Origin of the sequence: Myxococcus dinghuensis (assembly GCF_024198235.1) — a bacterium.
Taxonomy (GTDB): Bacteria; Myxococcota; Myxococcia; order Myxococcales; family Myxococcaceae; genus Myxococcus; species Myxococcus dinghuensis.
Genome location: NZ_JAKCFB010000010.1, coordinates 158064 through 180699 on the forward strand (window position 1 = coordinate 158064; position 22636 = coordinate 180699).

The window sequence follows — 22636 nt, forward strand, 5'->3', positions numbered from 1 at the left end:
GACTGTCGTCTTCACCTCGGGGCCTGCCCATATTCACCCACGTTCTTCACACACATGGGGAAGATGCGATGGCCAGGAAGATGAAAGCGGTGCAGGTGAAGCAGGCGAAGGGCCCTCTCGAGGTCGTGGAGCGGGACGTACCCGAGCCCGGCCCCGGACAGGTGCTCATCGCCGTGGACGCGTGTGGCGTCTGCCACAGTGACGCCATCACCAAGGAGGGGTGGATGCCCGTGAAGTATCCGCGGGTGCCAGGGCATGAAGTCGTGGGCCACATCGACAAGGTGGGGCCCGGGGTGACGGCGTGGAAGGTGGGGCAGCACGTCGGCGTGGGCTGGCACGGGGGCCACTGCGGCCAGTGCCCCGCGTGCCGCGTGGGCGACTTCATCACCTGTGACTTCCAGCAGGTCTGCGGCATCAGCTACGACGGCGGCTACGCCGAGTTCATGCTCGCGCCCCAGGATGCCCTGGCCCGCGTCCCGGACGGCATGAAGTCAGAGGACGCCGCGCCGCTCTTGTGCGCGGGCGTGACGACGTTCAACTCCTTGCGGAACATGGGCGCGAAGCCCGGCTCCCTGGTGGCGGTGCAAGGCATCGGCGGCCTGGGGCACCTGGCCATCCAGTTCGCGCGCAAGCTGGGCTACCACACCGTGGCCATCTCGCGCGGGGCGGACAAGCGGAAGCTGGCGATGGAGCTGGGCGCCCATGAGTACATCGACACGGAGAAGGGGGAGGTGGGCAAGGCGCTCCAGGCCCTGGGCGGCGCGCGCGTCATCATGATGACCGCGTCGAGCAGCCGCCTCGCGGCGGACCTGATTGGCGGTCTGGGCCGTGACGGCGTCCTGCTCTTGCTGGGGGCGGGCGCGGAGCCCATCCCCGTCACCAGCCTGCAGCTCATCTCGAAGCGCCAGCGCATCCAGGGCTGGCCCAGCGGCATTCCCCAGGACTCGCAGGACACCATGGACTTCAGCGCGCTCACGGGCGTGCGCTCCCAGAACGAGGTGTTCCCCCTGGCGCGCGCTGGCGAGGCCTACGAGCGAATGATGGGCAACCACGCCCGTTTCCGCGTGGTGCTCCAGATGCGCTGAGCCGTGCACTCGCTCTCGCGCTGGCCGTCAGCGCGGGAGCGAGGAGGTCGCGGTCAGGTGGCGCGCGTCACGCCACACGCGGCGGCCCGAACCATCGGGTCACGGCCTCGCGCAGACCCTGGTCCGTGCCTTCCCCGACCCACGCGACGTGTCCGTCCGGGCGAATCAGCACCGCGGCGGGCGCGGTGACCGCGCCGAGCACGGGGAGCTCCCACGCCCCCGTGGAGCGAGCCGCGACCCGCCGGACCCGGTCCGCCCAGGGCGTGACGTCGAGCGTGCCGGGCTCGCCCAGGTCGAGCAGCACCGGTCGCGCCTCGTGCAACAGCTGGAACACGCGGCGTGGCCCGTCGGCGGTGAGCAGGTCGAGGTCCGGCATGCGGCGCCCGAGCAGCGCGTGGCCGTTGCCCAGGTCGTAGTGGACGTCCAGCCCCGACATCATCGCTGCGTACTGCTTGCGTGGCCCGTCCATCCGCAGCAGCTCCGTCAGCGTCTCGCGCACGGCGTCCATCCGCGCGTCGCCGCGGCTCAGCGCGGTCTGCGCCAGGGTCTTCCGCAGCGCACGCGCCGCGACGGGGTGCCGTTCGGCCTGGTACGTGTCGAGCAGGCTCTCCGGTGAGACGCCGCGCACGACCTGGGCCAGCTTCCACCCCAGGTTCACGGCGTCCTGTACGCCGAGGTTGAGCCCCTGACCGCCCATGGGCGAGTGCACGTGGGCCGCGTCGCCGGCCAGGAGCACCCGTCGGTCCCGGTAGGTCGCCGCCTGCCGAGTCATGTCGGTGAACCTCGAGAGGTGGGTGGCGCCGCGCAGGCCGAAGTCCGTCCCGTAGAGCGCGACGAGCCCCTCGCGCAGGCGCTCGAGGGTCGGCGCGTCGCCCGTGCCGACCTGCTCCTCTCGCAGCACGACGCCCACGCGTCCATCCTCCATCGGGCCCATGGCGTAGGTGCCCTTCTCGTCCCGGCGGATGCCGAATGCCGGTGCGCCGGTCATCTCGACCTCGGCGATGAGGTAGCTGATCGACGCGTCCCACCCCGAGAACTCGATGCCTGCCGTCTTGCGGACGAGGCTGCGACCCCCGTCGCACCCGACGAGGTACTTCGCGCGCAGCACGCGCTTGTCGGACAGCGCGACGTCGACGCCGGTGTCGTCCTGGGTGAAGCCCGTCACCTCGCATCCGCGGTAGATGGGCACCGCCAGCTCGCCCACCCAGTCCGCCAGGATTTGCTCGAAGCGCTCCTGCAGGAGCGCGAGCCCATGGTTGTGACGCGTCGGGAAGTCGCTGAGGTCCAGCGGCGCCTGCCCGAACGCGACGTTCTGGACCGCTTTCCCTTGCGAGGTGAAGCGCTCGACGACCCCGCGTTGATCGAGCACCTCCAGGCTTCGCGCGTGCAGACCGCGCGAGCGGGAACCCGCGACCTCTTGACTGGCGCGCCGCTCGACGATGACCACGTCCACTCGGGCCAACGCCAGCTCCGCCGCCAGCATCAGCCCGGTCGGCCCCCCTCCAGCAATCACCACTGGGTGCTGTGTCACCATGTCCGTGTGCATTCCTCGGTCCTCCCGCTCCTGGATCGAAACGGACGATGGTGGAGCACGACCGGGGGGACTTGCGGCAATCCCCGGGGTCTGGCATTTGCTGGCAGTGGAGAGAACGCAGACGGTCGCCGTGGCTCCTCCAGCGGCCTTTCGCGGACTCGGATTCCGTGCACCCTGCTCCTGCGCGTGGTGGGGACAGGCGCTTGCTGCCGCACGGATGAGGCGGCATTCGAGTTCTGGGTGGGCAAACCTCCCAAGGTCTATGTTCGCGCCCGGTCCTCATGCCACGCCTGTTCCGAGTCCTTCCCTGCGTCTTCGCCCTCACCCTTGGTCTACCGGGCTGCCAGGAGAGGGATCGTTCCGGGCCGCCGACTGCGGATGCCTCCGCCTTTTCCCGTCCAGAGGTGACTCGGCCCGTTGCTCTCGGAGGAGCGGATGGGCGCCTCACTCCGCCGGGGAGCGCGGAGGATGCGGAAGGGGCCCGAGCGCAGTGTGAAGCTGGGAGTGCGCCCGCTTGCGGCTGGCTAGGCAACCTCCTCATTGCTGGGAGGGGCGTGGGCCGCGATCCGGCGCGGGGAGCCGGGCTGCTCCTTCAGGCGTGCAAGGCGGGGCATGCCCGGAGTTGCTTGAATGCCTCTGGTGCGCTCCGCGACGGCGTGGGGCTTCCACGTGACCCGGCCCATTCGCTCGTCTTGCTCGAGCGCGCGGTTGAGCTGGGGGACGCGGAGGCGACCTACGGCCTCGGCGTGCTGGTGATGCACGGCACTGGTTTCCCACGCAGCCCTGAGCGGGCCGTTCGTCTCTACAAGAATGCTTGCGCCAAGGGCTTCGCCCCGAGTTGCACCAATCTTGGTTTGGCGCTGACCCGTGGGACGGGTGTCCCTGTCGACGTCGCTGAGGCCGTACGCCTCTTCCGGGAGTCGTGTGATGCACTCGACGCGAACGGCTGTGTGAATCTCGCGTTGGCCTATAAAGAAGGGCGAGGCGTGGAGCGGGACCTGAAGAGAGCCCACGCGCTTCTGTTTGATACGTGCGAGCGCGGAGGGGCCCTCGGGTGCTACAACCTGGGGACCCACTTCGAATTTGCTGAAGGGGTGGAGCGGAACCCGACGCGCGCGCAGGCGCTCTACGCACGCGCCTGCGAGCTCGGTTCACAACGCGCTTGCAGGGCGGTGCAGCGGGGCACTGCGACTGAGTCCTTACCTTGACTCGTCCAAGGGGCAGGTAGCGCGGAAGCCTGGCTGCGGGCCCCTCGCCGCAGCGGCCGAGGGGGCGGTCCGCGAGGCCATTGAACGCGGGTGGTTGCTGCACGTGTGCCGCGCCTCGCTGCGAAGTGGCGGTGGCACCCGCGTAACGGATGCGCCACGACGTCACTGTCAGCACCGGATGGGGCAGGGCTCCCGTTCCCAGAGGGAGCGGGGCTGTGCACCGGTCTTGCACTGGCCGCGAGGCTCACCGGTGGAGGAGGTTCCGATGCGATGGATGCGCGCGTTGACGTTGGGGATGCTGGCGGTGTCGGGTGGCTGTACCGAGAGCAAGGTGGAGGAGGACCAGGAGATCGTGCTGAGCGGGCGCCTCGTCGACGAGGCCGGCGCCCCGCTCGCCGATGAGCTGCTGAAGCTCTACCGCAGTGAGAACTCCGCGTGTGCGCTGGCTGCCTTCTCGTCGAGTTGGAGGTCGGTGAAGACCCGCGCTGATGGCACGTTCGGGCTCGACCTGCTGGGGGCCGACACCCGCAGTGGGAGCATCGCGCGGTGTTTCGTCGTCCGCTCTCCCGACCGGCCCCAGGGAAGGCGAGTCTCCGCCTTCTTCCTCATCCAGCAGGCGGAGGTGGCGCTGCCTTCCCTCCAGGAGTGGACGGGCTCGCTGACGGCGGCGGCGGAAGGGCAGGGCGTGAGCGTGGGCTTCCGGCCGCTGTCCGCCACGCATGGCGCAGGGAGTGGTGAACACGTGCTGTACCTCTATCCGTCAGGCGCCAGGGAGGCCTGGCAGGTGCTCAACGCCTCCTCGCCCGTCCACTTGAGTGACTACGTCCTCGAGGACGCGAATGGTCTCACGGCCTCCGTCGTCACCGAACGCGAGGCAAAGGCGGGAGGCGAGACGGTCGGCATCACCTATTCCAGCGATGCCGTGGCCCTCCCTCGCCGCGCCCGCGTGCCGGTCAGTCGTGGCGCCCCGTGCACCTATCAGGGCGCCGAGACGCCCTGCCGCGTCACCAACGGTGACCTCGGTGGAATCGTGCTCTTCCAGGAGGGCGTCCAGGGGGTCTCCGTGCAGCTTTCGAGGGCCACGGTGTTGCGCAAGGCCGTGCTCCGCAACTTCGGCGTCAACGGCACCATGAATGAGCTGGTGCTGGAGGGAAGCGCCGACGGAACCCAGTGGGTGTCCCTGGTCAACCTGCTCGCCGGGGCGGGGGTGCGGCCCTTCATGGAAGTGGACCTCACGGGGACGACGGCGGTGTCACAGGTGCGCGTGCGAGCCGTCCCGCGAGAGGCGACCGGGCGCTTGCTCTCGCTGGGCCAGCTCTCGCTCTTCGAGGAGTGAGCTGCCCCGCGGCTTCGCCTCACTCGAGAGGGGGCTCGGCCTGGAGGAAACAGGCGAGCTTGAGGACCCGGAACAGCGCGTTGTAGGTGGCGCGATCCATCCGATGGACGTCGCCGGCCAGCGCCGAGAGGATCGCGGCGGTGTCGATCTCGCCATGGTGCGACAAGGGAGATTGCTCGATGAGCTGTTGCAGGTAGACGCGGTTCTCGGAGATGCCGCGTCGCGCCACCGGGTCGAAGCTCTCCTTGACGTACGTCGTCTCGAACACCGGATCGCCCAGCCACCGGGTCAGCGTCCGGCGCAGGAGGTGGCGGTCGCGCCGGAATGACGCGGGCAAGCGTGAGACGAATCGTGCCAGGGCGACGTTCAGATAGGGGTAGACCGGCCACAGTCCATACCGCAACACGCGCTGTGATTGGCTCGCGGCACTCTGCCAACAGGTCTGCTGCAGCCAGGCTGACGGATAGGTGCTGCGCGCTCCGAGCGCGGTCGCCATGCCACGGGCCGTGAGGAACGGGCATGGCGGCGGCTCGGCTGTGCCCCCCTCTTCTTCGGCCTCGCCCCGATAGGAGAAATAGAGTTCGTCCCCGCCGAATCCCGAGACGAGCGTGTCGATCCCCGCGGCGCGCAGCATGTGGAATGCGGCTTCGAAGATCTCGGGGTAGTTCTCATCCTCGGGCCACACCTGATGACGGTGTCGCCGCAAGCTCTGTGGGGCGAAGGGGGCGTAGCGGTCGGCCGGTAGAGAAAGGTCGGCGAAGCCGCCAGCGCGGCACAGCAGCAGGCGGCGCGCGCGTTGGGCTTCCCCCATCGCACCGTCGAACTGCGCGCCGATGCTCATCGCGCCGTCGCCGGTGAGGTGGGCCGTGGCGAGCGCGGTCAGCGCCGAATCCATGCCGCCGCTCAGTTCCACGGCGGTCCTCCTCGGGTCCAGGGGGCGCGCGTCGAGGATCGAGATCACCGTTTCGCGGAACAACGTCTCGATATCGACACCCGGTGGCAGCTCGCGTGGACCGTCGTGGCGCACTGGCTCCGGGAGAATGGCCTTCACCCCCGCCGTGGTGACCACCAGCGTCGCCCCCGCGGTGGCGCGATGGAGCCCCGACAGCATCGTCGCCGGGCCATACGTGGAGATGCCGGCAATGTGGGCGAGCGCGTAATCCCACACAACCTCGTGGTGGCCGGGGCCGAGCAGGCGGGCATAGTCCCAATCGAAGCGAGCGCGGCTCTCCGTCGCGAGGCAATAGACCGGGATCGATATCGTCGGCGACGCCGTGTAGCGGATGGCGCGCCGCCGACGGTCGATGGTCAACGCGGCGAAATCGAGCGGGTACTCCTCGAGTTCGTCGAGGTGTTCTTGGATCAGCCCGTCCGGAGCGTCGACGACATGCTCGATTCCTTCCGGATCGTCGGCGAAGCGCTCCAGGACGATCGCGACGATTCGGTCGGCGCCCTCCAGGAGCACGGCCCGCAACATCCGGTGCTGCACGAGCTGGACCCGCGAACGGCCGATGGAAAAGCCCCCCTCGATGAGGCCAAGGGGGGCTGGGAGGTCGTCGAATGCAAGGTCGGCGTGCAACATCGCGCTCGACCGAGGGGCTCAGGGATAGCCACCGTACCGGTCGTTGCCCTCGTTGATCTTCGGAGCCATCGGCGCTCCAGGCTCGGCCGCCGCGGAGGCAGGCAGTACGGTGTCGAGTGCCTTGAGCTGCGCCTGGAATTGCTTCGACTTGGACGACTTGGTCATGACCATCTCCTCCTGCCTGGTGGGAGGCGCCCAACGCCGGGCGACTCGGACGCCGCCAGGATGTCTATCCTGCCATTGCGGACGGGCAGACACAACGAACCCAGGCGGAGGCAGGCCGTCGTCGTCGCGGTCCGAGACCCTGATGGACTGCCTCGCCGGCCTGTCGGTGATCGAGACAGGCTCCGCATTCCCTCTCACGGGGTGGTCAGGAAGCGCGCCTCCCGCATGACCCGGGAGGCGCGCTTCCTTCATGGACCCCGTGGATTCAGTACACGACCACCGAGGCGTAGACGCTGGTGCCGTTCGTGTAGGCCACCAGGGCGCCGCCGTTCGACGGGAGCGCGGCGACCGCCGGTGTGGAGCCCGGCCCCACCGTCCTGGCGTCCGCGGCCAGGATCAGGGTGGCCCCCACGAGCATCCGGTCCAACTGGATGTCGCCCGTTCCCCGCTGGGTCGCGATGTAGCCGTTGCCGAGCGCGTCCGCGTCAATCGTCCGCAGGGGCGCGGGACCGACGTCCGTGGGGAGGCCCGGCACCTGGATGCTCGTCCCCGGCGCGGACATGGGGATGACGTCCACGTTGTCATCCCCGAAGGTGCCCGTGACGTAGATGAAGCCGTTGGAGCCCGTCCAGTCCGAGTAGAAGGCCTGCCCCGGTGGGGAGCTCTGCGGGCCGAAGATGGTCCCCTGGTCGCTGCTGCGGCGGATGCGGAAGGAGGGGTCGTCGCTCACCGAGAAGACATCTCCGCTGATCTTGTCCACGAGGACATCGAAGTAGACATTGGTCTGGTCCACGTCCGTCGCGCTGAAGTCGTTCGCGCCTCGCGCGAAGTTCCGGAGGACGCGCATCCCCGCGGAGCCGCGCGAGACGGCGATGTAGAGGGCGTCACCCCTGGAGTCCAGACTGACGGTGGGATTGGCCGCCGGGCCGAGGGTGCGCGGTGTCTCCCAGGTTGCTCCCGCGTCGACGGTCCGGGTGAAGATGAGCGTGCCCGCGCTCGTGGCCGCGACGTACGCAACCCCGGTGGGGCCTCCTTCGATCGCGACCTCCGCGGCGTTGGGGATTCCCAGGGGCGTGGGGCCCACCCAGGTGTGTCCCCGGTCCACGCTCACGCTGACATGGACCGCGCCACCGCACCGCATGACGACGTAGAAGCGCCCCAGCGCATCCACCGCCGCCTTGCGCCCCGTGTTCGTGTTGGCCGTGGTGCAGTTCAGCGTCCCGCTGACGAGCGTGGGGGGGACGTTCGAGAAGGCATCCAGTTGGCACATTTCGTCGCAGCCATCCCCGGGGGTCGTCCCGCCATCGTCGCACTGCTCTCCCGCCGCGCTGTCGAGCAGGCCGTCGCCGCACACCTCCACGCCTAGGCAGTCCGCGCGGCAGCCGTCCCCCGCGACGCGATTGCCGTCGTCACACACCTCACCCGGGTCGAGGTAGCCATCGCCGCAGACCGGAGGCCCCCTGACGGTGATGCTGATCGTGGCGGTATTGGAGGTCAGCGTGCCGTCGGTGGCCGTGAAGGTGAACTGGTCCGCGCCCTGGAAGTCCGTGGCGGGCGTGTAGAGCAACTGGGCGCCCGTCCCGGAGAGGGTTCCGTGAGAGGGCGCCGTCGCGGTGAACGTGAGCGCATCCCCATCCACGTCCGTGGCCACCAGCGTGATGGGCGTCGACGTGTTGTAGTTCACCGTCACCGTGGCGGACGTCGCCACGGGCGCGTCGTTGACCGGGCTCACCGTGATTGAGACGGTGGCCGTTGCCTGCTTCTTGCCGTCGGAGACCGTGACCTGGAAGGTGTCATTCCCGACGTAGTTCGCGTTCGGGGTATACGTGACCGACGCGCCCGTGCCCGAGAGCACGCCATGGCCGGGCAGGGTGAAGGAGAAGGTCAGCACGTCGCCATCCGGGTCCGCTGCGTGGATGGTGATGCCCACCGGGGTGTCCTCGGCGGTGGTCGCCTGGACGTCCTCGACCGTGGGGGCCGCGTTGTTGTCGCAGACGCTCGGCTGGCCCGTGCAGGTGTAGCCCGGCTCCACCTCGCAGACGCTGTTGCAGCCGTCTCCCGAGAGCTGATTGCCGTCGTCACAGAGTTCCGACCCGCCCAGCACTCCATCACCACAGATCTGCCGCAGCGACGTCTCCACCGCGTCCACCAGGTAGAGTGCGAGCAACGTGCCCCGCAGGCGCACGTAGCGGTACGGCTGGTTCCCCGGGTACGTCACCACCGCCACATGCGTCCCCAGGCCCAACTCCACCAGATGCAACGGGCTGGAGCCGATGAGGGTCCCGTCCGCCTTCAGGAAGTCCACGGTGGTGACCAGCGCCAACGACAACCCCTGGTAGTAGACGCGCAGGTCGCCGGTGCCTTCCTCGCCCTGACCCAGGTCCAGCACCAGCGCCGTGTTGAGCAAACCCAGCAGGGTCGCCGCCTGTCCGTCCGGCGCACCCAGCGCCGCGCTCGCGTTGAGCACCGTCGCCGTGGTGCCCGACGCCACCGCGTCCGCATACGGGTCCCACGCCAAGGAGGCTTCCTGGCGTTCACGCGTCAGCGCCCCGTTGTCCCCTCGCGTCACCTCATCTCGCGGAGGACGGACCTGCTCCTCCAGGGGCTCCACACCACACGCTCCCAGCGACAAGGCCAACGTCACGCCCAGTCCCCACGTCCACAGCGCACCAGGACGGCTTCGCATCGATTGTCTCCCCCCGAGGAGCAGGATGAGGCCCGGAATGGACCGCCCCCCTCGCGGAATCAACGGCCCCTCTCCTGGCTTCCGGCGGCCTGGCGCGCAACATCCGAATGCCCAACGTCCCCCGGTCACCAACCGATGCTCCCTCGAGTGCCATGGACATGGCGTCCATGCCATGCCTCCGCCCACGGTCTCTCGAGTTCCCCTATCGGACCCGACGAACGAACTGGACGGTGTGCGGAATCGCCCCAGTGGCATCGATACCGAACTCGCTGGTGCTTTACCGGGTGCGGGGAGTGGCGCCACGATGTGCCGATGTCTGGCGCACTCGCGGAACTCGACGACAAGACCACGGCACCCGCCTCGCGATTCCCCCGAGGCGGCTCGTTGCGGATCGACCCATGGCTGGCGACAGGCCTCTCCGGGGGCGAGCTGGATACCCCTTCCTCCTCCTCTCCGGCGAGGACGCCATGACGGTTTTGACGACGCGCTCGCTGACGCTCAGGCCCTGGCGTGCGAGCGATGTCTCCGCGCTCGTCGTTCATGCCAACGACCGGCGGATCTCCCAGAACCTCCGTGATCGCTTCCCGCACCCGTACGGCCGCACGGATGCCGAGTCCTGGGTCGAGTTCGCGTCCTCACTCCCTCCGCCCCATCGCCACCTCGCGATCTGCGTCGAGGACGAGGCGATTGGGAGCATCGGCATCGACGCGTTCGAAGACGTCCATCGCCGCACGGGCGAGCTGGGATACTGGATCGGCGCTGCTTGCTGGGGACGCGGATATGCGACCGAAGCGGTCGTCGCGATGACGACCTACGGCTTCGAGACGCTCGAGTTCGCGCGCATCCAGGCCGCGGTCTTCGAGTGGAACCCGGCGTCGACGAGGGTCCTCTCGAAGGCGGGGTATCGATTCGAAGGGACGCTTCGCTCACACGTCGTGAAGGATGGGCGCCTGGGCGACGCCCTGCTCTACGCCGCCATCCGCGCCGAACATCTCCACCGCGACCCGGACAGATGAAGCGAGGGGGGCGCCACGTGGCGATGGCGCCTCCTGCGGCTCGCGACTACTGCGCCAGGTCCGGGCGGTAGGTGGCCAGGGTGCAGCGCATGCGCTGCACCTGCTCCGCGCTGAAGCCCGTCATGCAGGCGTCGTCCGTCAGCTCCATGTAGTTCTGGATGGGGACCGGCACGCCGCCGCAGCTCGTGATTCCCGCGGTACACCCCTTGTGGGAGGTGGCGTTGGGCGGGGTGTCACAGATGCGGTCTCCGGTGGTGTAGCAGTCTGGCGCGGCGGCCGTTCCGCAGCCTTCGTAGTACGTGTGGAACAGGCCCAGGTAGTGGCCCACCTCGTGCGTGACGGTCCGCCCGTTGTGGTACGGCGGGAAGGGGCCCACCCGCCCGAAGGCCAGCCAGTTGATGACCACCCGGTCCTGCGGCTGACCCACGGCGCCCGAGGGGGCCGCCGGTAGGAAGGGCACGTACCCTCGCGAGCCGCCAGCGCTGTGGGTGTAGATATTCACATAGCGCGTCGGATCCCAGTTGATGCTGAGCCAGTAGCTGCCCGTGTCCTGGTACCACGTCGTATTGCAGTAGCGCTGGATGCCCGTGGTCGGGTTTCCGGCGGGGTCCTCGGTGGCGAGGAAGAACTCGATCTTGCTGTCCACCCCGCCTCCTCCCGGAGTGCCGGACAGCGCGCGGAAGTCCTCATTGAGGACGGCAATCTGGCTGTGGACCAGCGCGTCCGAGACGTTGCCGGTCGTGCAGGCATTGTCCGCGACGACATGGACCACCACCGGGATGCGCAGCACCGTCGTGGGCAGCCATTGGGGGCCGGGGACGGTCGAGTCCATGGAGCAGTCGGAGGTGGAGGGGGCGAACTTCGCCACCCAGGAAGGCGCGGGCTCCGGAGCGGAACAGTGGTTGGAATTGAACGAGGGGGACGCTCCGGACAGGAGGGCCAGGGCCTGACCGACAATCACGTATCCAGGTGTCATTTGACTCCAGGATACCCTAAAGGGCACCTGCGGGTGTACCGCCTGATGATATCGACTCGAGATGGCTTGCTTCGAAAAATCTCGTATTCCAGTTTTTCCTATCTCCGGAAGGGCGGACCATGTTCAATGGCGTCTGGGACCGACCGCCATTCCGCTCGGCGGCTGGCCCATCCCCCCGACGCCTCCAACGGAAATCGAATGAAACAGATAGGGATGGTCCTCGCGCTGTTCGTTTGTCTGAATGTAGGGACGCAGGCGCGAGCCGCTGACGTGAGTTCGGCGGCGCTGCGCAATCGCATCAGCGTTTCGCTGGCTGCCGACAAGCGCGAGATGGCGCTGACCCTGGCGAGGCAGCAGGACGCAACGCTGCAAAGGGAGCTCGCCTCGCGCTTGAGCGGTGAGCGGCTCGCGGTGGATCTGAAGCAGTGGCTGAGCACTGTTCCGATCCAGGCCTCCGTCACGGCCGCGGCGGAGCGCGCGGACCTGAACATCCGCCGGAGCAAGGGCCTCGCGGGCGAGGTCGACAGCCTCCTCCAGGTCCGGCTGGCCAGTGCGTCCATGCTGGAGGCGCTGCGGCAGGGCGTCGAGCCGCTCTATGCCTACGAGCCGGATGGGGATGACGCCACCTGGCAGTTCATCGAGGCGTTCGATCGCCTCGGCGGCGTGCACCACCTGGACGTGCACCGCATGCCCGAGCAGCCGGTGCTCGTGGTGGACATCGACGCGAGGAAGGACCTGGCCGCCGGCATCAAGCTGATGCGCGAGCGCCTCGTGGCCCTCGGCCAGCGCCCCGTTCCGACGCTGGACGCGCGCGCCGCCGCCGCCGCGACGCAGGGCGCGAGCGCTGCCGCCACCAGCACGCCGGTGACGATCCTCGATCGCATCTACCTGAACGACGACCAGGAGCCCTGGATCTCCGGTGCCGCGGAGATCTACGCCGTCGTCAACGGCGTCGACCCCAGCCGCGACGCGCCGGCGCTGGACATCGTCGACATGCCCTATCTGGACTACAGCGGTACGACCTACTCGCCGAACCAGGTCCTCATCTTCTGGGACCGCTACCGCTGGGCCGCGGCGAACGTGATCCTCATGGAGCACGACGACAACACCAACTATCAGGACCTGGTGGCGTATCTGTTCACGGTCGCGAGCCAGATCCTGACGGCCGTGGGCCAGCCGGGAATCTCCTCCCTGGTGGCCCTGGGCAGTGGCCTGGTGCAGCAGATGCCCAGCAATTGGTTCACGAACGACGACGACTATGTCGATTCGTTCTACACGCTGGAGAAGAACCACACCTACACCAACTACTCGGGGGCGGGCGGTAACGCCATCGTGTCCCTCAGGCCGTACGTCATCGCGGAGCAGTAATCGGATGCCCACCTCTCGCCGGGCCCGGCTCGGCGAGAGGAACGGGCGTGAGCCCGCAGTCCGCGCCCGTCCCATTCAGCCGTGTCGCCGTGCTCACGAGGCCCCCTCCGGTTCGGCGTTCCGCTCTTGCGCGAGGAGGATGAGCTTGGCCCGACTGGGCACGGCCAGCTTCACGAAGACCCGCTTCAGGTGCGTCTTCATCGTGTTCAGGGAGTTGCCCATGTCGTCCGCGATGGTTTGATTGTCCCAGCCATTCAAGACACGCTCCGCCACGTCCAGCTCGCGCGGCGTGAGCCGCTTGCGCCACTCGGTGGGCACCTGGGCCTCGTGAGACACCTCCTGGAACAAGAGCGCCCAGGGCGTTCTCCCGAGCTGGCCCGGCAACCGGAGGAAGGTCACCTTCAGGCTTCGTCCTGGCCGCCGGAACGTCAGGACGTCCTGGCCGGAGCGCATCCGCTCGCCTGAGCGACTGAGCCCCTCCAGCGCCTCCAGGAGCACCTGGGGCAGCCCGAAGCGGCCACAGGGGGCATCCGGGAACCAGCGGTGGAGCAGCGCCGTGGAGCGGGGCGTGCGCATCAGCTCGGTGTTGGGAGGGCTCAGCACCATGCTCTCGAGGCCCGTGTGACGGAAGAGCTGCTCCAGGAGGTCTCCCTGTCGGGCCAGGTCTCCCAGCATGAGGCAGTTGCGGACCGTCCTTGCCAGGATGGGCGTCAGGCGTTGGAGGAAGGCCCGCTGCTGGGACGAGAAGGCCTTCCGGCTCTCCCGGTACAGGGTGAAACCGCTGTGCCAACCCAGTCCCATGTCCAGCAACACGGAGAGCACGCGCTCCACCGGCATGTTCATCTCCCGGCAGTGTGCATACATCGCGCTGTTCCGCATCTGCTGGCGCGACAGCATCTCGGTGTCCCTCAGCACGGTGTTGGGCTGTTGTATCACCGCGGAGCTCACGAAGCAGTCGTCCGAGATCTCCGGGTAGCGGTCGAAGAAGATCTGGGGCATGTCGTGGATCATGGGCCAGTCGTATTGACCCGGCTCCCCTGGCCTGGAGACGCAAAGCCCACCGAAGTCCGCGGCCAGCACGCGTGACAGGACCCGGTGGGACTCCGAGAAGACCTCCTTCAGGTCGAGCGAGCAGGTCAGCGCCGCCATCATCTCCAACAGCACCTGCTCTCCCGGGACGGAATCCGCCTGCCTCTTCACGCGCATGCCTCTCCTCCACGTCTGGATTCAAGCGTCGGCACGACGTCTGGGATGGTCATATCAGACGCGGCAACGACAGTCTTCCGCCCGGCCTGCCCGGACGGTGTCACCCCTATGGGTGATGCCGGAGCCCGACGGGTTCCCGTACGTTTTGCGAGCCACCTCTCGGGCTCCGGGGCGCCACGGGAATCCTCTCCAGTCCGTGAGTCGTCACGAATGTGTCACGAGGAGGGCGTCCCGAGGCCCGTCGTGGACTGTCTGGGTTTTGTTCAAGTCATGGATGGAGGTTCCGTATGTCTCTGCAATCGTGCCTGGTTCGCTTCACACCGAAAGCCTCGTTGCTCGCGCTCCTCGCCGCTCTGGGCGGTATCGCCTGGAGTCCCCCCGCCCAGGCCCATATGTCGGGGGTCATCGGCTATGGATATCGAGGGCGCTATGGACCTCCGGGGTTCGAGCCCTTCTGTGCGTTCAGGTACCCGATGAAGTGCTACTGCCCGGATCCGGTCACCACCAACATCGAAACCGTCGATGGATGCTCCAACGTCGACCAACCTAGCGCGATCAAGAACGCCGAGGACTCTTGCTCGATGCTCTGCAGCCTTGCCGCCGAAAGCCTGGAGCAGAATGGCGGCGTCGCGGGGCGTCCCGGGGGCTCGACGGGGGAAGGGGTCTCGTTCGAGGGCGCCGGCGTCCTGTCCACACGGCCCTGGGGGGACTTCGTGGGGTATCTCCCCTTCAGCAAGGAGCCCGTCGGGCCCACGTCGGAGAAGGAGCGACTGGCCGAGGAGCTCGCGCAGCGCAGCGCCGTGCCCTGGGTCTGGCTCCAGGGCATGGGTGAGTCCATCCCGTGGGAGGACCCTCGCGGCTCGGCGGCCTTCGTGCAGGCCTACTGGAGCCAGCGCGGCGCGCCCGAGCCCATCGGTCTCTGCCGCTACTCCGTCCAGCGCACCTGTCCGCTCGAGGACGTGAAGCTCGGTGACAGCATCCAGGTCTGCTCCGCGGAGAGCGAGACGGATGCCCAGCTCATCGCCCAGACGAGCTGCGCGCCGCTGCGCTACAGCGCGTTGAGCCGCTCCTGGGGTGCCTGGGCCGTCTACGGCGTGCTCGGGGCGGATTCTCACCGGGTACCGGCCGCGACCATCGTGGCCGTGGGCCCTCGACAGTACGTGGGCTACGTCCCCTCCAGCCTGAAGGTCGTGGGCATCCACGATGACTGGGTCAAGCTGGCGGACGAGTTGCTGGAGCGCACGGCGGGCACCCGCGTGTGGCTCGCTGGCCCGGCGGCGTTCTACGCCCCCGAGGCCGAGTAGCCCACCGGCCGCGTGGGGGAGGGGATGGACGCATCGAGGCTCCTCGAACATCCCCTCCGTCGGGCTGCCCTCCTGGTTCCGCTGCGATATGACGGCCTTCGGCCCGAGCCACTGGCTCGAGGATGGATGGAATCCGCGCGGAACGAGAAGGATGGATGACGAGAACCTGTCGACCCCGGTGGTGGAGCTTCTGTTTCACGGTGGTGTGTCTGGGGCTCGCCCCCCTGGCGTGCAGGAGTCCCAGGGGGGAGGTTCCCGCGCCGAGCACGGCCACGCCACCACCCGAGATGCCCGCCTCGGGGCCGACGGATGCGGGGGGCGGCCCTGCGGCTGACGCGGGGAGCGACGTGCCCTCCGTGGACTCCGCTGGCGACGCAGGTCGCGGCATCGATACAACCACCGACGCGGCCGAGCCGGAGGACGTCCGCGAGCGCTCGCTGGATCAGGTGGTGGAGACCCCGCCCTCCTTGTTTCCCAGCTCGGCGATGGTGCGAGAGCGCTCGGAGCCTCCGAACGGTGAGCGCGAACGACGGGGCGAGTTGGTGGTCACCGCCCGATGTGGTGGCTCCTTCTGCGTGGACGGACTGAAGGACCTGGGCACGGGGCGGGACATCATCCCGCTGTCCTTGAACGCGGATGAGCGGAGGATCCTCGCCGCTCCAGGGGCGCTCCAGCGCGCGGTGAAGCTCGTGAGCGTGGATGAGCGCCATGTCTCCGTGTACCTGGGGGAGACGGAGTTCTCGGGGGGCGCCCATGCGAACAACACGCTCGAGTGCGCGACGTATTCACGTCGGGACGGGCGGAGGGTGAAGCTGTCCGAGGTGGTTCCCCGCGCGAAGGCGAAGGCGCTGCTCCAGGAGGCTGTCTCGAAGATGGAGTCGTTCCAGGAGGTGCACCTGCTGCCGGGTTACAGGTTCCGGCCCGACGGTTTTCTCCTGGATGAGCGCGCGGGCGAGGTGCGGCTGTGCGCGGCGCGCGCCGTCTCGTCCGAGGGCACGGTCCTCGAAGTCACCCTGCCGCTGTAGGCCTGATTCGGCAGGGCAGGGCGCCCACGGGGGCGGTCGGCAGCGCTCCTTCAGCGCGGCTCCCGCCCCCCTGAACGGTGGGCCGGAGCCGGCGGAGGTGCTCCGCCGGCCCGGTCCGGGGCGTTACGTCACGGGAGGCAGGCCATCGCGTAGTTGGGGCTGCTGCAGATGGCGTCGTACACGGCCGCGTTGCAGGTGTCGTGGCCGGAGATGACGTTGCAGAGGTTGCCGAAGGCCGCGCCGTAGTTGCCGCAGTTGAACTCGAGGCGCTGTCCGTAGCGGTAGAGGACGCCCACCGGGACGATGTAGCTGGTGCCGTTGGCGAAGCAGATGTCCTGCGTCCCCAGCATGTCCACCGTGTAGACCTCATTCGGGTTGAAGCTGCGGCACTCCACCGTGCAGCCGGTGACGGGCTGCGGCGGCAGGTAGCCGAACATGAACGTCGTGGGCTGCCCGGTGAGCGCGCCGAAGGTCCCTGCGGGCGCGCCGGTGGCGGCCAGCGGGTTGCCGGTGCCGTTCCAGTCGCCCTGACCCAGCGAGTAGGTGCTCGCGCCCACCGCGGCCAGCGCGTTCAGGGCCACCGGCTGGGTGTTGGCGGCGCCGTAGTACAGGCGGAAGGCTCGCACGCGGCCCGCGGCCAGCGCGCCCAACTGGAAGTCGAAGTGCGAGCCCAGGTCGCCAGGGCCCAGGTCCGTGAACGTGGGCGTCCCCACGGGGAGCGTCGGGTGGACGGCCAGCGGGTCGAGCGAGGCGAAGCCGTCGTTGCTCACGCGCAGGACGGTGGGGGCCGTGGCGCCCGCGAAGCTGACGTACTCCGAGAAGGTGTTGGGCAGCACGTCGTAGTCGATGCCGCGCGTGTAGCGCAGGTCCGCCACGTTCGCGGTGCCGATGTTCTCGATGAGCACGTCCACCTGGTAGAGGAACGGCGTCGCGGGCGACGGGACGTAGCGGTGGGTGACGCGGAACGTCGTGCCCACGCGTACCACCGACAGCGCCGTCGTCGTCGTCGCGCTGAAGTTCTCCACGGTGATGTTGGCGGCGCCACAGCCCGCGGAGGTGTGGCCGGTGATGCCCAGGTCCGCGCTCGCCACGCCCCAGCCCTCGCAGGGCGTCCCGGGCGTCGCGGCCTCCGCGTTCGTGGGCAGATAGCGCAGCCCCACGTCCGTCGTGCCGTTCATGCCGCTGGACACGGTGCTCGTGGCGCAGGCCACGGTCAGGTGCCCCGCGCTCGCCACGCCCAGGCGCACCGTGCCGTTGTCGATGACGCCCGGACACGCGGGGGGATTGGTCGGCGGGAGGTTGAAGGCGATGGCCTCCTGCTCCCGCTCACGGTTGAGGCCCGCCAGGTTCGCGGGGTGGATGCGCGAGCTGGCCTTCGTCGGCACGGGCGCGGGGGCGTCCGCGAGGCTCGCGGTTCCCAAGGTGAGGGTTCCAGCCAGCACGGTGAGCAGCGGAGATCGAGACTTCAGGATGGGGAACATCTTGGCTCCTCGGGTGGATGCGGCGCGCGCCGCATGTGCAGCGCGGGTGCCATGCGGGCTCCACTCGGAGTCCAGGGCGACGGGCGCGCGAGGGTAGCGGCGAGCGCCACGATGCCGTCCCCGCTGTGACCCCCCGCGCTACATCCGTGCATGCGCTTCGTGGAGTTCACTCGATGTGTGCATGGTCGATGCTCCGAGGCGGGATTGACCTGTCAGCTCGCGCCCGCGTTCGAACGGGACGCGCCCGCGTTCCATCCCCACGCGGGATTCGAGCGGTCGAGCGGGTCATGCCCCACATTGCGCCTCGGGAGCCGCGTGCGGGCGTGGCACGGCCATCGCAATCGAGGGTCCCTCGTTCGCGTCCGAGCCCCCGCTCCGGCGCACCGGAGCCGTGGGCTCCGGCCCCCTTGGTCCGGAGTCATGACGGGACTCCGGAAGACCGAGTACACCCATGGTCACGCAGTCCGAACGCTTCAAGCGCTTCTTGGCGGAACACAACCGGCCGGAGCAGGTCCTGCAGCGTGCCCGCGCCGCGAGCCAGAGCGCCGTTCCCCTGATGCGCGCCCTCTACGTCGACTACCAGATCGAGGCGGACTGCGACTACCTCCGGGGGCTGCTCGCGCTGCGGCGTGAGCTGGAGAGCCAGGAGCGGGAGGGGATGGCTCCACGACGGAGGCGGACGGGCGAGCTCTCCCGTCCCGAGGCAGAGGAGCAACTCCATGTCGTCGGCACGCGCCCCCTGAGTGAGAAGGAGGCCAGGCAGGAGGAGGAGAAGCTCCGGAGGGACCCGTACGCGCTGCGCAAGCCGCCCAGGGGAGAGCACCTGTCCAGCCTCATCGAGAGAGTCGAGCCCAACGAGGATCGGCGGGAGTCGAGGCTGGACGAGGTCTGGAACGATCCACGCAACCTCCCCCTCAAGGAGTTGCGCAAGCGCCAGGACAACCTCAGCCCCGGAGACGTCCTGCGCGTCCGGATCACTCCGCCGCGTCCACAGGCGATGCGCCGCGCGGTGGACAGCGACGTCTGGGTCGGCACGGTCTGGTCGCACGACGACATGGAGGTCGACTACGGCCGGCGGCCGGACCGCCGCCCGGACAACTGGCGTGAGCTGCTGGGCGGCGCTCGCGAGGAGCCCTTCACGCGGGACTCGCATCGCCTGTCCCAGGTGGGGGAGATCGGCGATGCGATGGAGATGCTGGCCTACAAGCTCGATGCGCTGGACCGCGTCTGCGCGAGCTGGGACACCATCGCCAAGGATGCCGCGTCATACCTGACGCTGAAGTCGACGTGGAAGAAGGAGGAGGAGAAGTTCCACGCGCGCCTCCAGGCGCTGGAGCGAGAGCGCCGCCAGACGCTCAACCACCGCACGGGAGGGAACAGCAAGGACCGCAGGATGTGGGCCAGCGGGACCCAGGCGCAGAAGAAGCGCGTGGGAGAGGAGCTGCGGGCCGCGCGAGCGGAGTTCGAGCGCCGGCTGCCCCTGGAGCGGGACAAGCTGCACGCCCAGGTCGAGAAGCTCATCGAGACCCATGGCGGGAAGCTCGAGTCCATCCAGAGCAAGCTCCCGCCGGACCGCCCGGAGGTCCGCGCGAGGATGGAGCTCGCCGGGTGCCTGCTGCTTCCCCATCCGTTCCCCATGGGCGGCGTCTTCCCCTCACACGAATACTGTGTCGTCAGCCGCTCGGAGAGCGAGTCCTCCCGCTACGAGTTCCTCATCCGGCACGCCAACATGCTCATCCGGAAGTACGAGTTCCTGGAGGAGGACCTGGTGCGCCGCGTCCTCATCCCCGACAAGGATGGCTGCATCTGCATCATGTTCGCCGAGGAGCCGAGCCAGGATCAGCAGCACTTCATCTACGTCCCCTTCTTCGGCATCTCCGGAGGGACCCGGACGGACTTCACGGTGGACCAGTACATGAAGCGGCTGGGCGTGCCGCCCATCAGCGGAGAGCGGGTGCTCCCCGAGGAGCACCTGGGGCGCGGCGGCAAGCGATTGATGGACCGCTTCTTCCGCCTCTTCGACTTCTTCGGCCAGCGCAAGGCGCTGGGGCTCAAGACGCCGGCCAAGCAGGCCATGCTCAGCTACATGGGCTTCATCGACAAGGACTGGGTGGGCGAGGACGAGCTGCATCAGCACATCCACAACATCGAGAGCTGGAACTCGATTCAATGCGCGGAGCCCTCCGCGGTGATGGCCGCCGCCCAGCTCCACTACCGCATGGCGGACATGGAGCTGAGCGTGCCCTTCGAGGGCGATCACCGCGTGCCCTTCCATGACCACAGTGGTACGGGGTGGGGCAAGGAGACGTGCGGCCGGTGCGCCATCTCCGAGATGACGTTCGCCGGCGTGGTGGCCTCCGGCAACCGCAAGCTGGTGAACATGAAGTCGGTCATCATGAAGAAGGAGGACCTGCTCGAGACCCAGCGCGTCCATCCCTTCAAGCAGACGCTGGGGCCTGAGCTCGTCTACAACCGGGACCGCGCGCGCGAGGCCTATGGCAAGCCTCCCGACCGGGACGACGGCACGTCTGGCGTCAAGAAGGAGCGCGTCGTCAAGCGTGACGCCCAGTACCCCGCGATGCAGCGCTTCCACGACCTCGGCATCGCGCAGTCGAGCCAGCAGCCCTTCTTCCTGAATGCTCGGAAGCAGCCGCGCCCGTTGCCGGTGGAGGACCCGGGCTCCATCCCGAAGCTCATCGAGCGCTTCGACCTCGGGGGGATCTTCCACGCCGCGCGCGACACGGGCTCGCATCGCGCGCTGGTGAATCCCACCGCGGCGTTCGCGCTGCTCCAGGCCGAGGCCCGGGAGCAACGCAAGGTCATCGAGTCCGAGCTCGGGACCTCTTCCAAGGAGCCCCTCTCGAAGACGAGCACCCCGGACCTCGACCGGCCCCTGAAGCTGGCGCTGGCGCTCTCGCTCCTGCTGCCCATCGACCAGGCGAGCTCGCTCGGTGAGTGCTACCGGACGCTGCGCTCCCTCCCGGAAGGCACCGGGGACTCCGATACGAGCGACATGACGCGGTACTACTACGTCTTGAACGCCATGTTGTCCGCCACCGCCCACCTCCGGCCCACCTCCGGGAGTTCGCCGTCCCCCTCCTTGGGCAGCACGACCTTTGCCCCTCCCGCGCCGAGCTGGCGGCAGGTGGGAGGCTTCCAGTTGACCGCCGACCACCAGGACATGCTCACCCATGACCTGACGGACTACTTCGACGACCGGCTCATCGATGCGTTCCTCGCGCTCGTGGAGGAGGAGCGCGCGACCGTCCACCGCCGCTATGACGTGCCGGTGGGGGCGCTGGTGGGCAACGACGTGTGGACGCCGCCCCATGGGCTCCAGCAGGTGCGCAGCGGGGGACTCGCGAGCGTCGAGGTGCAGGTGCTCAACGTGGGGGGAAACCACTGGGTGGTGGGGGTGCGCTACCCCCAGAGCCAGCCAGGTGTCGTCTACCTCTATGACCCCCTCCAGCCCCTGGTCGTCTCCGAGGGACTCCAGACGCGGCTGCGCCGCTGCTTCGGCGGTGGCGGGCTCACCATCGAGCGCGTCAGGGGCCCCCGGCAGCCCGGTGGTTACGAGTGCGGCGCCTATGTCTGCGGCGCCATCGAGCTGCTGACGCGCACCGCCGACCCCGTCGCCGCCCTCCAGTCCCTCCAGCGGGCGGCGTTCAACAACACCACCCTGCGCGGCAACATCCACCACTCGCTCGTCGCGGAGGCGCTGGGCGGCTTCTGAGCGGGGTATGCTCCCGCCGGCCTCCGAACTCCCTCCCCTCGAACACGACAGGCGCGCCATGCCGAGACCAATCACAATCGCCGTGATGAGTGTTGTCCTGCTGAGTGCATGCGCGTCCACGCCACGCACCACGGCCGCCGAAGCCGCCTGCGACGGCGCCCTCCTCGACATCGAGGGTCACCGGATCTGGGCGCGCAAGCAGGGCACGGGCAGCCCCACCGTGGTCTTCGAGTCTGGCTTCGGGAACGACTCCACCGTCTGGACCTCCCTCGAGAAGCAGGTCCGGGAGAAGGGCTTCCAGACCTTCGTCTACGACAGGGCGGGACTCGGCAAGAGCACGCTCAGCCCCACGGCGGTCTACAGCCTCGACAACGATGCTGGAATCCTGGGCGCGGCGCTGGAGCGGTGTGGCATCCAGGGGCCGCTCGTGGTCGTGGGCCACTCGTATGGTGGCGCCATCGGTCTCGTCCTCGCGGAGAAGCGCCAGGAGGTCAAGGGCCTGGTGCTGCTCGACGCGGTCGTGCCGGGCGTCTGGGGGCAGGGGGAGCTGGAGAAGAACCTGGTCACCATGCGGAGCCAGTACGAGGAGATCAGACGCCAGGCGCCTGCGCTGGCGAAGGTCGCCATCCCCTGGGCGGAAGCGCTGCCGGTGACCGTCGAGCGCATCGACCACGTCGCCCTGCCAGTGTCCCTGCCCATCATCGACGTCGTCGCGGAGGCGGGACAGAACAGCCCGGAGAGCGCGGCCGTCTGGCGGGAGGCGCACCAGAAGTTCGTCGGCTCCAACCCGAACCGCACCTACGTCCTCGCCAAGGGGAGCTCACACAAGGTCATGAACGACGGAGAGCCACTCGTCCTGGACTCCATCGTGACCCTCATCGGCCGCGCCAGCCGGTGAGCCCGCGGCGCCTCCGATGTGCGACAGTATCCC

The 22636-nt window shown here is 68.7% G+C and carries 16 protein-coding genes; 9 read left to right on the top strand and 7 right to left on the bottom strand.

Going from position 1 to position 22636, the window contains the following annotated elements; genetic code table 11:
• Positions 1-68: 68 nt before the first annotated feature.
• The gene (locus LZ198_RS16390) at positions 69-1085 is read left to right on the top strand and encodes an alcohol dehydrogenase (RefSeq protein ID WP_253972908.1); all 1017 of its coding nucleotides are present in this window, start codon (positions 69-71) and stop codon (positions 1083-1085) included.
• A gap of 67 nt (positions 1086-1152) precedes the next feature.
• Here LZ198_RS16390 and LZ198_RS16395 read toward each other — a convergent pair whose 3' ends face one another.
• Entirely contained in the window at positions 1153-2631 is a 1479-nt protein-coding gene (locus LZ198_RS16395) for an FAD-dependent monooxygenase (protein ID WP_253972909.1), read from the bottom strand.
• Positions 2632-2900: 269 nt separating this feature from the next.
• Between LZ198_RS16395 and LZ198_RS43650 the strand changes: the two genes are divergently transcribed.
• Together LZ198_RS43650 and LZ198_RS16400 are read left to right on the top strand one after the other, a co-directional pair.
• Positions 2901-3827: a tetratricopeptide repeat protein gene (locus LZ198_RS43650; RefSeq protein WP_407667433.1), complete on the top strand. Its 927-nt coding sequence runs from the start codon at positions 2901-2903 to the stop codon at positions 3825-3827.
• A 265-nt stretch (positions 3828-4092) separates the two neighbouring features.
• Positions 4093-5163, top strand: a complete 1071-nt coding sequence (locus tag LZ198_RS16400; RefSeq protein WP_253972910.1) for a hypothetical protein — start codon at positions 4093-4095, stop codon at positions 5161-5163.
• A 19-nt stretch (positions 5164-5182) separates the two neighbouring features.
• Here the strand turns inward: LZ198_RS16400 and LZ198_RS16405 are convergent, their stop codons facing one another.
• The 3 genes from LZ198_RS16405 to LZ198_RS16415 form a co-directional block, all read right to left on the bottom strand.
• Positions 5183-6745, bottom strand: coding sequence for an asparagine synthetase B family protein (locus LZ198_RS16405; RefSeq protein ID WP_253972911.1), 1563 nt, complete (start codon positions 6743-6745; stop codon positions 5183-5185).
• 18 nt (positions 6746-6763) lie between these two features.
• Entirely contained in the window at positions 6764-6910 is a 147-nt protein-coding gene (locus LZ198_RS16410) for a hypothetical protein (RefSeq protein WP_253972912.1), read from the bottom strand.
• A gap of 265 nt (positions 6911-7175) precedes the next feature.
• Positions 7176-9596, bottom strand: a complete 2421-nt coding sequence (locus LZ198_RS16415; RefSeq protein ID WP_253972913.1) for an Ig-like domain-containing protein — start codon at positions 9594-9596, stop codon at positions 7176-7178.
• Positions 9597-9994: 398 nt separating this feature from the next.
• Between LZ198_RS16415 and LZ198_RS16420 the strand changes: the two genes are divergently transcribed.
• On the top strand, positions 9995-10612 hold the full coding sequence (locus LZ198_RS16420) for a GNAT family N-acetyltransferase (protein WP_253972914.1): 618 nt from the start codon (positions 9995-9997) through the stop codon (positions 10610-10612).
• 46 nt (positions 10613-10658) lie between these two features.
• On the opposite strand, the gene LZ198_RS16425 is transcribed toward LZ198_RS16420, so the two are convergent.
• Positions 10659-11588 (bottom strand): zinc metalloprotease, encoded by a 930-nt coding sequence (locus LZ198_RS16425; RefSeq protein ID WP_253972915.1) that lies wholly within the window; start codon positions 11586-11588, stop codon positions 10659-10661.
• Between the two features lie 213 nt (positions 11589-11801).
• Between LZ198_RS16425 and LZ198_RS16430 the strand changes: the two genes are divergently transcribed.
• On the top strand, positions 11802-12956 hold the full coding sequence (locus LZ198_RS16430; RefSeq protein WP_253972916.1) for a DUF3103 family protein: 1155 nt from the start codon (positions 11802-11804) through the stop codon (positions 12954-12956).
• Between the two features lie 93 nt (positions 12957-13049).
• Here the strand turns inward: LZ198_RS16430 and LZ198_RS16435 are convergent, their stop codons facing one another.
• The gene (locus LZ198_RS16435; RefSeq protein WP_253972917.1) at positions 13050-14162 is read right to left on the bottom strand and encodes a helix-turn-helix transcriptional regulator; all 1113 of its coding nucleotides are present in this window, start codon (positions 14160-14162) and stop codon (positions 13050-13052) included.
• 581 nt (positions 14163-14743) lie between these two features.
• On the opposite strand from LZ198_RS16435, the gene LZ198_RS16440 reads away from it, so the two are divergent.
• Positions 14744-15466 carry a hypothetical protein gene (locus LZ198_RS16440; protein WP_253972918.1) on the top strand — a complete coding sequence of 241 codons (723 nt, stop codon included), beginning with the start codon at positions 14744-14746 and terminating at the stop codon, positions 15464-15466.
• A 356-nt stretch (positions 15467-15822) separates the two neighbouring features.
• Positions 15823-16491 carry a hypothetical protein gene (locus tag LZ198_RS16445; RefSeq protein WP_253972919.1) on the top strand — a complete coding sequence of 223 codons (669 nt, stop codon included), beginning with the start codon at positions 15823-15825 and terminating at the stop codon, positions 16489-16491.
• A gap of 128 nt (positions 16492-16619) precedes the next feature.
• Here LZ198_RS16445 and LZ198_RS16450 read toward each other — a convergent pair whose 3' ends face one another.
• Positions 16620-17972 (bottom strand): hypothetical protein, encoded by a 1353-nt coding sequence (locus LZ198_RS16450; protein ID WP_253972920.1) that lies wholly within the window; start codon positions 17970-17972, stop codon positions 16620-16622.
• Positions 17973-18423: 451 nt separating this feature from the next.
• Between LZ198_RS16450 and LZ198_RS16455 the strand changes: the two genes are divergently transcribed.
• Both LZ198_RS16455 and LZ198_RS16460 read left to right on the top strand, forming a co-directional pair.
• Positions 18424-21705: a C48 family peptidase gene (locus tag LZ198_RS16455; RefSeq protein ID WP_253972921.1), complete on the top strand. Its 3282-nt coding sequence runs from the start codon at positions 18424-18426 to the stop codon at positions 21703-21705.
• Between the two features lie 85 nt (positions 21706-21790).
• On the top strand, positions 21791-22603 hold the full coding sequence (locus tag LZ198_RS16460) for an alpha/beta fold hydrolase (RefSeq protein ID WP_253972922.1): 813 nt from the start codon (positions 21791-21793) through the stop codon (positions 22601-22603).
• The last annotated feature ends 33 nt before the right edge of the window (positions 22604-22636 follow it).

Coding starts and splice junctions, on each gene's coding strand:
- LZ198_RS16390 (WP_253972908.1), top strand. CDS start 69: ATGGCCAGGAAGATGAAAGCGGTGCAGGTGAAGCAGGCGAAGGGCCCT.
- LZ198_RS16395 (WP_253972909.1), bottom strand. CDS start 2,631: ATGCACACGGACATGGTGACACAGCACCCAGTGGTGATTGCTGGAGGG.
- LZ198_RS43650 (WP_407667433.1), top strand. CDS start 2,901: ATGCCACGCCTGTTCCGAGTCCTTCCCTGCGTCTTCGCCCTCACCCTT.
- LZ198_RS16400 (WP_253972910.1), top strand. CDS start 4,093: ATGCGATGGATGCGCGCGTTGACGTTGGGGATGCTGGCGGTGTCGGGT.
- LZ198_RS16405 (WP_253972911.1), bottom strand. CDS start 6,745: ATGTTGCACGCCGACCTTGCATTCGACGACCTCCCAGCCCCCCTTGGC.
- LZ198_RS16410 (WP_253972912.1), bottom strand. CDS start 6,910: ATGACCAAGTCGTCCAAGTCGAAGCAATTCCAGGCGCAGCTCAAGGCA.
- LZ198_RS16415 (WP_253972913.1), bottom strand. CDS start 9,596: ATGCGAAGCCGTCCTGGTGCGCTGTGGACGTGGGGACTGGGCGTGACG.
- LZ198_RS16420 (WP_253972914.1), top strand. CDS start 9,995: ATGGCTGGCGACAGGCCTCTCCGGGGGCGAGCTGGATACCCCTTCCTC.
- LZ198_RS16425 (WP_253972915.1), bottom strand. CDS start 11,588: ATGACACCTGGATACGTGATTGTCGGTCAGGCCCTGGCCCTCCTGTCC.
- LZ198_RS16430 (WP_253972916.1), top strand. CDS start 11,802: ATGGTCCTCGCGCTGTTCGTTTGTCTGAATGTAGGGACGCAGGCGCGA.
- LZ198_RS16435 (WP_253972917.1), bottom strand. CDS start 14,162: ATGCGCGTGAAGAGGCAGGCGGATTCCGTCCCGGGAGAGCAGGTGCTG.
- LZ198_RS16440 (WP_253972918.1), top strand. CDS start 14,744: ATGCTCTGCAGCCTTGCCGCCGAAAGCCTGGAGCAGAATGGCGGCGTC.
- LZ198_RS16450 (WP_253972920.1), bottom strand. CDS start 17,972: ATGTTCCCCATCCTGAAGTCTCGATCTCCGCTGCTCACCGTGCTGGCT.
- LZ198_RS16455 (WP_253972921.1), top strand. CDS start 18,424: ATGGTCACGCAGTCCGAACGCTTCAAGCGCTTCTTGGCGGAACACAAC.
- LZ198_RS16460 (WP_253972922.1), top strand. CDS start 21,791: ATGAGTGTTGTCCTGCTGAGTGCATGCGCGTCCACGCCACGCACCACG.